The organism is Terrisporobacter sp., assembly GCF_017888745.1.
GTDB lineage: Bacteria > Bacillota > Clostridia > Peptostreptococcales > Peptostreptococcaceae > Terrisporobacter.
Genome location: NZ_JAGHFM010000080.1, coordinates 1 through 12,143, shown reverse-complemented (window position 1 = coordinate 12,143; position 12,143 = coordinate 1). Strand labels below are relative to the sequence as shown.

Genomic DNA, 12,143 nt, shown 5'->3' with positions numbered 1-12,143 from the left:
TATATATATTCCAACAAAAATTAATATTAAAATAGTAGGAACAAACATTACCAAAAGTGTATTAATTATTTGGAATAAAAGTTCTAATGAAATTGACATAAATCTTCTCCTTTTATATAAATTGTATCAACTATATAACTATATATTATACAGTTGATACAATTATGTATACATTAAAAACAAATTTATACATAAAAAAAGACTTATGTCAGATTTGACATAAGTCTTTTTTCTATTCTATACCAAAGAATCTTTTTGCATTTTCTTTAGTTGCTTTACAAACTGTCTCATAAGAAATTCCTTTTTCAATAGCTATTGTATCAGCTATAAATTGAACTAATGAAGGATCATTTCTTTTTCCTCTATGTGGAGTTGGCGCCATATATGGTGAATCAGTTTCTATTAATAATCTGTCTAAAGGAATTTCTCTTGCAACTTCTTTAGTCTTCTTATTATTTTTGAAAGTAACTGTTCCAGATAAAGATATATAACATCCCATCTTTACATATTCTCTCGCTAATTCCACATTTCCACTATAACAGTGTAATACACAACCTATTTCAGGACTTTTGTAATTTTTAATTATTTCAAAAGTATCTCCATGAGCATCTCTGTCATGAATTATTATAGGAAGTTTTAATTCATTAGCTAACTCTATTTGCTTTTTGAACCATTCCTTTTGAACTTCTCTTGGATAGTTATCATAGTAATAATCTAATCCTATTTCTCCTATAGCAACAACTTTTTCATTTTCTGTTGCTAGTTTTCTAAGTGTATCAATAGCAGTATCATCTAATTCTCCCACATCATGTGGATGAACTCCAACTGCTGCATAAATAAAATCATATTTATTAGCAAGTCCTATACTTTCTATAGATGTTTTTATACATGCACCTGGATTTACTACTAAACACACACCTTTTTCTTGTAGAGAAGAAATTAATTCTTCTCTATCTTCATCAAATCTCTCATCATTTAAATGAGCATGTGAGTCAAATAACATAGTTACATCTCCTTATCTAACTTCACAACCATCTTTAGCACCAGTAGCAACTGGAACTATTAAATCGTCGCCGTCATTTCCTGCAGCTAATATCATACCTTGAGATTCTACTCCTCTTAACTTAACAGGCTTTAAGTTACATACTACTATAACTTCTTTTCCTACCATTTCTTCTGGCTTGTACCATTTAGCTATTCCAGATACTATTTGTCTTGTTTCTGGTCCTAATTTAACTTGAGAAACTAAAAGTCTATCAGCTTTAGGATGTTTTTCGCATGATAATATTTTACCAACTCTTAATTCTACTTTATCTAATTCATCTATTCCTATGAATTCTTTATGCTCTAAAGGAGCTACTTCTTCTACTATTTCTGTTTTTTCTGCAAATAATTCTTCCAATTCTGCTACCTCTTTCTCGATGTCTAATCTTGGGAATAAAGCTTCTCCTTTGTGTACTTTTGTTCCTGGCTTAATTAAACCAAACTCATTAGTACTTTCCCAATTTGTTAATTCTTCTTGTCCTGCTACTCCTATTTGGTCATAGATTTTATTAGCAGTAGTGTTCATTATAGGGTTAATTAATGTAGCTATTATTCTTATAGATTCACATAAGTTATATAGTACTGCATCTAATTTACCCTTATTAGCTTCATCTTTAGCTAAAGCCCAAGGCATAGTTTCGTCGATATATTTATTTGTTCTTCTTACTAATTTCCATGCACCTTCTAATGCTTCATGGAATTGCATTTTGTTCATTTGAGTTTCAAATACTTCCCTAGATAATTTAGCTTGCTCTTTTAAGCTTGCATCAAACTCAGTAGATTCTATTGCTTCTGGTATTATACCATTATTATATTTTTCCACCATTGATACAGTTCTACTTACTAAGTTACCTAAATCATTAGCTAAGTCTGTATTTATTCTTGTTACAAAGTTTCTATGAGTGTAACTTCCATCTTGACCGAAAGCAAATTCTCTTAATAAGAAATATTTAAGTGTATCTATTCCATATCTTTCTATCATTGGTTCAGGATAAACTATATTTCCTTTTGATTTACTCATTTTATCATTTCCGAATAATATCCATCCATGACCATAAACTTGTTGTGGAACTGGTAAATCTAGTGCCATTAATAAAGCTGGCCATATAATTGTATGGAATCTCATGATTTCTTTACCAACAACTTGGATATTTGCTGGCCAATATTTTTTCATTTCAGAATCATCTTCTGATAAGTACCCTAATGCTGTAATGTAGTTACATAAAGCATCTACCCATACATATATAACGTGTTTTTCATCAAAAGGTACTTTGATCCCCCAGTCAAATGTAGTTCTAGTTACACATAAATCTTCTAAACCTTTATCTAAGAAGTTAGCAACCATTTCATTTTTTCTTGATTCTGGGAAACAGAAGTTAGGGTTTTGGAATAATTCTCTTAGTCTATCTTCGTATTTAGATAATTTAAAGAAGTAAGCTTCTTCTTTAGCTAAATAAGTTTCTCTACCGCAGTCTGGGCATTTGTCTCCTTCTAATAATTGAGACTCTGTCCAGAAACTTTCACATGGAGTACAGTATCTTCCTTCATATTCACCTTTGTATATATCACCTTGTTCATATAATTTAGTAAATATTTTTTGGATTATAACCTTATGTCTATCTTCTGTAGTTCTTATGAAATCATCATAAGATATGTCCATAGTCTTCCATAAATCTTTTATTCCAGCTATCATTCCATCTAAGTATTCTATTTCACTTACACCTTGCTCAATAGCTTTCTTTTGGATTTTTTCACCGTGCTCATCTGTACCAGTTAAGAATTTTACATCATAACCACAGAATCTTTTAAATCTTGCCATAGCATCTGTTGCTACAGTTGTATAAGTATGACCTATATGTAATCTACCACTTGGATAGTATATAGGTGTCGTTATATAAAATGTTTCTTTACTCATTTTATTGCCTCCTCGTTTAATATTTTTGTAATAAAAAACTCGCCACCTATGGGTTCCATAGGGGCGAGATTATTCGCGTTACCACCCTAATTTATCTATTATAAAAATAGATATCTTAGTAGACTATAACATGTCTAAATGTTTTATCCTAATTATTCAGATAAAAAGCTCCAAGACCATCTTCAGTAATTCTTTTAGCACTAGCTTTCACCTAACCTAGCTCTCTGTAGAAAAAATCCTTACTTACTCTTCTTTTCTCAGCTTATATAATATTAATTTGTATAGATATTTACCATATGTGATAAATATTATTCTCAAAATAATAAAACTTCATACCTATATTCTAGTTTTAGATTTTTTATTACTATGTTCTTAATTTTAGTAAATTTATTTTTTATTGTCAATATATATTAATAATTATGTTAATAAAAGATTGCATATAAATACTGATGCAAACACACCAGCTATATGGCATAACAAAGAGCAAAATAAAGTATGTCCTGTATCTTTAATTTTTAAACTTCCATAATATATTGCCATAGTATAAAAAATAGTTTCTGATGCACCTACCATAGTTGAACCCATTTGCTCGACAAGTGAATCAATACCTACCCTCTGTATAAGCTCCGAATATACCCCAAGAGCACCACTTCCTGAAAGTGGTTTTACAATTATTAATCCTATCAATTCTTTTGGTATATGTAAAAAATTTGCAAATGGTGTAAATATGTATTCTAAAACCTCTATTCCTTTGCCTGATTTGAATATTCCAATAGCTAAAAATATACCTATTATATAAGGAAGTATATTCCAAGCTGTTTTTAATCCATCAATAGCACCGTTTATAAAACTTTCGTATATATCTACGTTTTGTTTCTTACCATAAATAACGATAAACAAAATTATTGCAGGTATGGCAATATTAGAAAAATAATCTAGCATTACTTATACCTCCTTTGCAATATCTTACAACTTGCTATACCTACTATTGTAGATATTGCTGTGGCAAACAAAGTTGTAATAATAATGGAATTTGGATCTGTTGAACCTGCATCCATTCTTATTTTTAGCATAGTAAAAGGAATAATTTGTATAGATGAAATATTAATTACTAAAAACATAATCATATCATTTGATGCTTTCTTTTTATTTGGATTCACAGTTTGTAGTTCTTGCATAGCTTTTAATCCAAATGCAGTTGCACCATTTCCAGCCCCTAGCATATTTAATACCATATTCATTACCATATAAGACATTGCTTTATGATTTAGTGGAACTGAAGGAAATAACTTTTTCATCAAAGGACTTATTTTATTTGCTATTTTTTCTATTAGGCCCGAATCTTTTGCAATATTCATAATTCCCATCCATAGAGCCATGACACTTGCTAAGGTTATTGCAAATTCTATAGCCCTTGTCCCCTCATTTAATATTGCTTGATTAGTTTCATGTAAGTTATTAAAACAGATACTTCCTATTATTCCCAAAGTAATCATATAAAACCATAATTTATTTATATTACCCCCTCCTCCCTTTAGACTATTCTATGATTTATAATTAAAATTAATGATTTGTTTACCCCCATTTTATCCACCCTACAATCTACTTTATGCTTGAAAGTTAAGGTATATTATGTTTTAGTATAAGTATAAGGTTTTTTAATTTATTTAAATATTTAAGGAGAAATACCATGAGAAATTTAACACTTCTTACTGATTTATATCAGCTTACTATGTTAAATGGATATTTTGAAAAAAATATTCATGAAGATATAGTTATATTTGATATGTTTTTCAGGAAAAATGCTTGTAATGGTGGTTATACTATCATCTGTGGAATTGAACAGTTAGTTGAGTACATAAATAACCTTCATTTTTCAGATGAAGATTTAAAATATTTAAAAAGCCTGGGTTTATTTTCTGATAAATTCTTAGACTTTTTAAAAGATTTTAAATTCACAGGGGATATATATGCTGTTGAAGAAGGAACTATAATGTTTCCTAAAGAACCTATAATTACAGTAAAGGCGCCACTATATCAAGCTCAATTAATAGAGACAGCTTTATTAACAATAGTAAACTTCCAGTCTCTTATAGCTACAAAGGCATCTAGGGTATGTTATGCAGCCCAAGGAGATCCTGTATTTGAATTTGGTCTTCGCCGTGCTCAAGGTCCAGATGCAGGAACTTATGGTGCAAGAGCAGCAGTAATAGGTGGATGTGCTGGAACAGCAAATGTATTAGCAGGGAAAATGTTTGATATTCCAGTAGTTGGGACTCAAGCTCACAGTTGGATACAAAAATTTGATACAGAGCTAGACTCATTCCAGGCTTATGCTGATGTATATCCAGATAATTGCTTATTATTAGTCGATACCTATGATGTTTTAAATAGTGGGGTTCCAAATGCTATAAAAGTATTTGATAATCTAAAAGCTAAAGGTCATAAGCCAAAGGGAATTAGAATAGATTCTGGTGACTTACAATATTTATCTATTGAAGCTAAAAAATTATTTGAGGAAGCTGGATATTATGATTTAAGTTATACTGCTTCTAATGATTTAGATGAATATACTATTGCTAATCTAAAATCCAGTGGATCAGCAATTAATTCTTGGGGCGTTGGTACAAAATTAATAACATCTGCAGAATCACCATCTCTAGGAGGAGTTTATAAATTAGCCGGTTCATATTCAGGTGAAACATTAATTCCTAAAATTAAAGTTTCTGAAGAACCAGAAAAAATAAACAATCCTGGATTTAAAAAGGTTATAAGAATATATAACGAAGAAAATATGGCCGAAGCAGATTTAATTATGCTTAATGATGAAGATATAGATACAAGTAAACCTTTAACTATCTTCGATCCTACATACACTTGGAAAAAAACTACTTTCAATAATTATACTGTTAAAGAACTTCAGAAACCATTATTTAAAAATGGTGAATGTAAATATATAGCTAAAAGTGTTAATGAAGTTAAAGAGTATGTTAAAGATCAGTTTAATACATTATGGGATTCATATAAAAGATTTAATAGTCCAAAAACATATAAGGTTGACTTATCAGATAACCTATGGAAATTAAAAACTGACTTGTTAGATTCAAAAAAACATTTATAATATAGTTTAAAGGGGGCATACCAATGGATATAACAGATTACAGAATAATAGAGATTCTTCAAAATGATGGTAGAATATCTATGAAGGATTTAGGAAAAATAGTAGGATTAACTTCCCCTGCTGTTTCAGAAAGGGTAAAAAGATTAGAGGAATCTGGAGTTATAGAAGGATATAAAGCAATAGTTAATCCAGATGCTTTAGGTAGAGTTATAAAAGCATTCATACATATATCATTACCTAGTGATAAGTATTCTGACTTTTTAGCAGTTGCTAAAGAAGATTCAAGAATAGTTGAGTGCCACCATATAACAGGTGACGATTGTTCTTTATTAAAAGTTATTGTAAAAGATATGTATGAGTTAGAAAATGTTATTGATGGTATCAAAACTATCGGTTCTACAAAAACATCAGTAATATTATCTACCCCAATTCAGTCAAAATCTATTTTATAACATAAAAAATGTATCCTTTTAAAAATCTAAAAGGATACATTTTTTTTATATTTATATAAGTAATTTGTTAAAACATACTCCATATATGTTTTTAAAATACCTTCATGTTCTCTTGGTTCTAATAATCTTTTGGTAGCAGTAATATCTGCATATCCTAATAACATTATTCCTATAACATCATCATGTAATTTATCAAACATTTCATTTAGTATATCAGGACCTGCATCATTCTTTTTATAAATAGTTAAAAGATACATATGATATCTAGTATATTTATAAAGTAATTCTATAGATTTAGGAGATAATTTAAGCTTATTACCTACATCTATTGCAATATTGCCACTAAATTTTTCATGACCTTTAAAATGTGCTCTTCCATTAGCATCTACAGTTTTAGCATCAACCTTTCCTATATCATGCAAAAATACACCTAGCTTTAAAATATTTAATACTTTAATATTTTCTTCTACTTCTTTATTAAGATACTCCCATATATATTCCCTTAAATGACTTGGAAATTTATCATTTAAAATTAGTTTTTCAAATTCCTCCAAAGCATATATGGTATGATTAAAACAATTTACAACATGATATTTGCATTCACCAACTTCTTTCATACCTTTTACTTTAGGAATTATTTTTTCTAATATCATAGAATTATCAAGTTCACATATCTGTTCACAAGTATTATTACTTTTTATAGCTTCAACTAATTTAAATTCTATATCCATAAAATCACTCCCATGTGCTATTTATAAATCTAAAACTTGTTTATAAACAATATCTTTTTTTAACTTTCGTTCTTTACAAACTACTTTTATAGCATCTTTTTTTGTCATACCATCTTCTAAAAGAGCTTCTACATATTCTCTTTCACTTAAATTGCTATAGTCATTAGCTAAAGTTTTCTCACCTTTAAAACCTTCTACAATTAAAACAAATTCTCCCTTAGGGTCTTTTTCATTAAATATATTAATTACAGTTTCTATATCTCCTCTTAATATTTCTTGATATTTTTTAGTAAGTTCTCTATTAACAGATATTTCTCTGTTTCCTAATATTTTAGACATATCTTTCAGTGTATCTTTTAATCTATGAGGAGATTCATAGAAAATCATAGTTCTTTCTTCTTCTTTAACTGCCTCTAGTCTATTTCTTCTAAGCTTTTTGTCTCTATCTAAGAAACCCTCAAAAGCAAATTTATGAGTATTTAATCCAGAACCAACAAGTGCTACTACGAAAGCAGTTGCTCCTGGTAAAACTTCTATCTCTATATTATTTTCTATAGCTAACTTAATTAGATCTTCTCCTGGATCTGAAATACCAGGCATACCTGCATCACTTATTAAAGCTATATTTTCGCCTTCAAGTAACTTATTAATTAAGTATAGTCCTTTTGAATCTTTGTTGTGTTCAAAATAACTTGTAAGTGGTTTCGATATATCAAAATGATTTAATAGTTTTATACTATGTCTAGTATCTTCAGCTGCTATTAAATCAACTTCATTTAAAACTTTTAATGTTCTATAAGTTATATCCTCTAAGTTTCCTATAGGCGTTGGACATATATATAATTTTCCACTCATTTACTATTCTCCTATATCTTCATTTGCATATATTTCTTCTATCTCTTTAGTATAATTACCATTTTCATCGTAAACATATAAAGGATCTAATATTTTTAATTCTGGTCTACCGTTCTTTGTAAATTCTACTAATACTAAATTAGGAGCTTTATTTGCTCTTGGATGAACAAATTGGATTACTTTTGGCTCTAAATTATACTTTCTTCCTAGAGTTACAATATCAACTAACCTTATTGGTCTGTGTATCATAAAAAACTTTCCTCTTGGCATTACTAGCCTAGATGCAGCCCTTATAACATCTTCTAAATCACATAATACTTCATGTCTAGAAATGGCTTTTTTATCATTTGGATTTTGTATTCCATTCATATGCATATAAGGTGGATTAGATGTTGCCACATGATACCCATGCACTTCTAAATCTTTATCAATTGTTTTTATATCACCTTTAACTATTTCAACTCTATCTTGTAAATTATTTAACTTGATAGTTCTATTGGCCATTTCCCAAACTTCTTCTTGTATCTCTACACCAACAATTTCTTCAGCTTCACTTTTCCCAGCTATAAGCACAGGAATTATCCCTGTTCCAGTTCCTAAATCTACTACTCTTGCTCTTTTTTTTACTTTAGCAAAATTAGCTAAAAGAACTGCATCTATACCAAAACAAAATCCATTCTTATCTTGTATAACTTTCAGTCCTTTTAATTGTAGGTCATCTATTCTTTCAGTGTCTTTTAATTTTACCTCCATGTATATCTCCTTTAACATAATATTAGGGGAATTAAAAATCCCCCTATTTATCTAATCTTCTAATTTTTTAAGTTCTCTTAATGTAGCCATGTCTATATCTAAATCTTTTCCTTTTCCACAGCCATCACATTTTTTAGGTGTTTGAAGCACTTTAATTTCATCCTTCATACATATTTTTATAGTTTTATCATTAAACTCTACTTTAACTTGTTCTAATAATGGATTAGTTTCTATAACCTTACCTTTATTTCCGTCAACTTTAACTATTGCTCCAACTGGTGGAACTTTTTCTATAGCTTCTACATAAACATCATGTTCATATTTTAGGCAGCAGAATAATCTCCCACATATACCTGATATTTTAGTTGGATTTAATGATAAACTTTGGTCTTTGGCCATTTTTATTGAAACAGGTTGGAAATCTCCTAGCCATGAAGAACAGCAAAGTCTTCTTCCACAAGGTCCAAGGCCTCCTATTGATTTAGCTTCATCTCTAACTCCGATTTGTCTTAATTCTATTCTTGTCTTAAATATAGCAGCTAAATCTTTTACTAATTCTCTAAAGTCTATTCTTCCTTCCGCAGTGAAGTAGAAAATTAGCTTATTTCTATCAAAAGTATACTCACAGTCTATTAGATACATAGTCAAATCATGTTCTTTAATTTTTTGCTGACATAATTCAAATGTTTCTTTAGCTTTTTCTTTGTTTTCTCTATATATCTTAGTATCTTCCTCTGTGGCAATTCTTATTATGGGTTTTAATGGTGAAACTAAACCTTCTTCATCGATTTCTTTCTTTCCAACAACTATAGTACCGTACTCTAGCCCTCTTGCAGTTTCTACTACAACATCCATATCTTTTTCAATTTCAAAATCAACTGGATCGAAGTAATATATTTTACCTGCATTTTTAAATCTTACTCCTACAATATTTATCATTTAATCACCTCATATATATTTAAAGACATAACTTGTATACTTACACTAAAGTTACAATTACCTTTTATTTTTACTTTGGTATCTTCTATTATATCAATAATTTTAGCTACCTGAGAATATGTAATTTTATTGCTCATATTTTGTATAAATAATATTTTATCAGCATTTATTATCATATCCTTGCTTATATTTTCCTTAGAAATCATTATATCTCTAAAATAATTTATCATCATGTCAAGAACTGCTATACTATCACTTTTGTATTTATCCATTTGACTTGGTATGTCTAATATTTCAACCATATTTTTATTTATAATTATTTCTATGTATTTTTGTACATCTTCTTTCATTTCATAAAAAGCATTAGAACTTGCCAATTCTAATGCTTTTTTCATACTACCTCTCGAAAATGCAGATAAAAGACTTGCTCTATTAGATTCTATACCTTGTCCAATTAAATAACCCTTAATTTCTACAAGAGGTATAGGAGTAAATTTAATTATCTCACATCTAGATTTTATAGTTGGTAACAAGCTTTCTTTATTATTAGCAATTAAAATAATTATAGCATATTCAGGTGGTTCTTCTAATGTTTTTAATAAAGCATTTTGAGCCTCTACAGTCATTTTTTCAGCCTTATCTATGATATATATTTTATATTTTTTGTGTGGCTTAATGACAATGTCCGATTGTAAATTTCTAATTTGAGCTATTTTTATACTATTACCATCAGGTTTAATCCTTATACAATCTGGTATATTTTCAAGATTATTACCTTCAAGGAGTAATGCAGCTAATTCATTTGCAAAAGTTTCTTTTCCTACACCCTCAATTCCCTCAAACATATATGCATGATTGATTTTACCATTTTTTATAGAGTTTATCATATATTTCTTAGCAAACTCTTGACCTTTTATATTCTCAAAATACATATCTATTTTCTCCATAGAATAATTTTTTAATTATTATAGTAATTATCTTATATTATAACAAATTATTTACTTATTTCTATATTTATTCTATACACTTTTAAAGATTTGTATAAATCAAAAAAAGAGATATAACTATCTCCTTCTCATTTAAACTATATTAAATTTAAAATATCCTTCTTAATTGTATTTATGCATTCATACAAATCTTCATTTACATATGATTTGTTTATACTTAAATTAGATAGATTTTCTTCACTGAAGTCTTTATTATCAGCTAAAAATCTTCTACAAAGTTCATTATAATTAGGATTAGCTTGCTTTTTTTCTCTTTGTAAAGCTCTCTCTAATCTAATTCCATCTTCTATATCTACATAAAGTGGATGAACTTTATCATTTCCATAATAATCTCTTAAGCTTTTATATGATTCCAAGGTAGTTATCAATAAATAGTCATTTCTATCTAAGTCTATTTGTCCATCATTTATAGTACAGTAATACCAATCCCCATGTACAGTATGATAAACTCTCTTTTCTATTACTTTATTATCTTTTTCAAGTTCATCTAATTTATCTTTAGCGATAAAGAAATACTCTATGCCTTGAGTTTCACTAACTCTTTTAGGTCTTGTTGTATATGATATGATAGGCTTTAAATTTAAATCTCTATCATCTTTTAATTCTTTAAATATAGTATCTTTTCCAGAGCTACTTTTTCCCATTAAACAAAAAATCTTGCCCATAAATTCCTCCCATTGTTTCCATTACTAAACTGATTTCTTTTATGTCATAAAGAACAAATTATAATTTATTCCTCAATTATTTCTATATTTTCTAGACTAGTATCTTTAATTCCACATACTATCATACCACTTTTAACCCCTTCTTGAATATAAGTAATAATTTCTTGTGTAATAATTTCTCCTGGTGACACTAAACTTATTCCTGGAGGGTATGGAATTATATTTTCTCCACTTATCTTGCCAATACTATCTTTTAACTTAACTAATTTCTTATCTTTATAAAATGCCTCTCTTGGATTCATTATTTTTATTGGGATTGACCTTGGGTAATCTATTTCTTGTAATTTGATTCTTTTGTTTTTATATGTACATATGATACTTTGTAAAGCAGTTTCTAAACTCATGAAATCATCTTTAGTATTTCCTATTGTACATATTAAAAGAACACCGTAGTAATTTGATAATTCAACTTGAATATTAAATTTATCCCTTAAAATATTATCTAATTCATATCCTGTTATACCTAATTCTTTTAATGAAATAAATATTTTTGTTTTATCATTCTCATTTTTTATTAATATGTTCTTATTATTTTTAAATTTTAATGTAAATTTATCAATCAAAGTTAATAATTCATTCATTAAACTTTTCCCATATTTAT

General features: G+C 28.3%; 12 protein-coding genes, 1 pseudogene and 1 other annotated feature. Of the genes and pseudogenes, 2 read left to right on the top strand and 11 right to left on the bottom strand.

Annotated elements, in window-relative coordinates:
• Positions 1–232: 232 nt before the first annotated feature.
• The 4 genes from J7G74_RS04100 to J7G74_RS04085 all read right to left on the bottom strand — a co-directional run bounded on the left by J7G74_RS04100 (position 233) and on the right by J7G74_RS04085 (position 4,455).
• Entirely contained in the window at positions 233–1,003 is a 771-nt protein-coding gene (locus tag J7G74_RS04100) for a TatD family hydrolase (RefSeq protein WP_297132252.1), read from the bottom strand.
• 12 nt (positions 1,004–1,015) lie between these two features.
• Positions 1,016–2,980: a methionine--tRNA ligase gene (gene metG, locus J7G74_RS04095; protein WP_297132254.1), complete on the bottom strand. Its 1,965-nt coding sequence runs from the start codon at positions 2,978–2,980 to the stop codon at positions 1,016–1,018.
• Positions 2,981–3,015: 35 nt separating this feature from the next.
• Positions 3,016–3,227: a binding site (T-box leader), on the bottom strand.
• Positions 3,228–3,376: 149 nt separating this feature from the next.
• On the bottom strand, positions 3,377–3,901 hold the full coding sequence (locus tag J7G74_RS04090; protein WP_297132250.1) for a spore maturation protein: 525 nt from the start codon (positions 3,899–3,901) through the stop codon (positions 3,377–3,379).
• Positions 3,901–4,455: a nucleoside recognition domain-containing protein gene (locus tag J7G74_RS04085; protein WP_297132248.1), complete on the bottom strand. Its 555-nt coding sequence runs from the start codon at positions 4,453–4,455 to the stop codon at positions 3,901–3,903. Before J7G74_RS04085 ends, J7G74_RS04090 begins: the two co-directional genes overlap by 1 nt.
• A 194-nt stretch (positions 4,456–4,649) precedes the next feature.
• Between J7G74_RS04085 and J7G74_RS04080 the strand changes: the two genes are divergently transcribed.
• Positions 4,650–6,080 (top strand): nicotinate phosphoribosyltransferase, encoded by a 1,431-nt coding sequence (locus tag J7G74_RS04080; RefSeq protein WP_297132246.1) that lies wholly within the window; start codon positions 4,650–4,652, stop codon positions 6,078–6,080.
• Positions 6,081–6,103: 23 nt separating this feature from the next.
• A complete protein-coding gene (locus tag J7G74_RS04075; RefSeq protein ID WP_297132244.1) occupies positions 6,104–6,532 on the top strand; it encodes an Lrp/AsnC family transcriptional regulator in 429 nt (142 codons plus the stop codon).
• A 26-nt stretch (positions 6,533–6,558) separates the two neighbouring features.
• Here the strand turns inward: J7G74_RS04075 and J7G74_RS04070 are convergent, their stop codons facing one another.
• From J7G74_RS04070 to J7G74_RS04040, 7 genes and pseudogenes are all read right to left on the bottom strand, one after another.
• The gene (locus J7G74_RS04070; protein ID WP_297132242.1) at positions 6,559–7,263 is read right to left on the bottom strand and encodes an HD domain-containing protein; all 705 of its coding nucleotides are present in this window, start codon (positions 7,261–7,263) and stop codon (positions 6,559–6,561) included.
• Positions 7,264–7,284: 21 nt separating this feature from the next.
• Complete coding sequence (rsmI, locus tag J7G74_RS04065; protein WP_297132240.1) at positions 7,285–8,118, bottom strand: 16S rRNA (cytidine(1402)-2'-O)-methyltransferase; 834 nt, start codon at positions 8,116–8,118, stop codon at positions 7,285–7,287.
• 3 nt (positions 8,119–8,121) lie between these two features.
• The gene (locus J7G74_RS04060) at positions 8,122–8,871 is read right to left on the bottom strand and encodes a tRNA1(Val) (adenine(37)-N6)-methyltransferase (protein ID WP_297132238.1); all 750 of its coding nucleotides are present in this window, start codon (positions 8,869–8,871) and stop codon (positions 8,122–8,124) included.
• A 51-nt stretch (positions 8,872–8,922) separates the two neighbouring features.
• Complete coding sequence (locus J7G74_RS04055; RefSeq protein WP_297132236.1) at positions 8,923–9,810, bottom strand: PSP1 domain-containing protein; 888 nt, start codon at positions 9,808–9,810, stop codon at positions 8,923–8,925.
• The gene (locus tag J7G74_RS04050; protein WP_297132234.1) at positions 9,807–10,742 is read right to left on the bottom strand and encodes a DNA polymerase III subunit; all 936 of its coding nucleotides are present in this window, start codon (positions 10,740–10,742) and stop codon (positions 9,807–9,809) included. The genes J7G74_RS04055 and J7G74_RS04050 overlap by 4 nt, the downstream gene beginning before the upstream one ends.
• A gap of 152 nt (positions 10,743–10,894) precedes the next feature.
• Positions 10,895–11,482 carry a guanylate kinase gene (locus J7G74_RS04045; RefSeq protein WP_297132233.1) on the bottom strand — a complete coding sequence of 196 codons (588 nt, stop codon included), beginning with the start codon at positions 11,480–11,482 and terminating at the stop codon, positions 10,895–10,897.
• A 65-nt stretch (positions 11,483–11,547) separates the two neighbouring features.
• Positions 11,548–12,143 (bottom strand): annotated as a pseudogene (locus J7G74_RS04040) (aminotransferase class I/II-fold pyridoxal phosphate-dependent enzyme); the annotation flags it as partial.

What these genes read in the sequence shown, in the direction of transcription:
- J7G74_RS04080 (WP_297132246.1), top strand. Translation starts at nt 4,650, where the DNA reads ATGAGAAATTTAACACTTCTTACTGATTTATATCAGCTTACTATGTTA.
- rsmI (WP_297132240.1), bottom strand. Translation starts at nt 8,118, where the DNA reads ATGAGTGGAAAATTATATATATGTCCAACGCCTATAGGAAACTTAGAG.
- J7G74_RS04090 (WP_297132250.1), bottom strand. Translation starts at nt 3,901, where the DNA reads ATGCTAGATTATTTTTCTAATATTGCCATACCTGCAATAATTTTGTTT.
- J7G74_RS04075 (WP_297132244.1), top strand. Translation starts at nt 6,104, where the DNA reads ATGGATATAACAGATTACAGAATAATAGAGATTCTTCAAAATGATGGT.
- J7G74_RS04045 (WP_297132233.1), bottom strand. Translation starts at nt 11,482, where the DNA reads ATGGGCAAGATTTTTTGTTTAATGGGAAAAAGTAGCTCTGGAAAAGAT.
- J7G74_RS04070 (WP_297132242.1), bottom strand. Translation starts at nt 7,263, where the DNA reads ATGGATATAGAATTTAAATTAGTTGAAGCTATAAAAAGTAATAATACT.
- J7G74_RS04085 (WP_297132248.1), bottom strand. Translation starts at nt 4,455, where the DNA reads ATGATTACTTTGGGAATAATAGGAAGTATCTGTTTTAATAACTTACAT.
- J7G74_RS04100 (WP_297132252.1), bottom strand. Translation starts at nt 1,003, where the DNA reads ATGTTATTTGACTCACATGCTCATTTAAATGATGAGAGATTTGATGAA.
- J7G74_RS04050 (WP_297132234.1), bottom strand. Translation starts at nt 10,742, where the DNA reads ATGTATTTTGAGAATATAAAAGGTCAAGAGTTTGCTAAGAAATATATG.
- J7G74_RS04055 (WP_297132236.1), bottom strand. Translation starts at nt 9,810, where the DNA reads ATGATAAATATTGTAGGAGTAAGATTTAAAAATGCAGGTAAAATATAT.
- J7G74_RS04060 (WP_297132238.1), bottom strand. Translation starts at nt 8,871, where the DNA reads ATGGAGGTAAAATTAAAAGACACTGAAAGAATAGATGACCTACAATTA.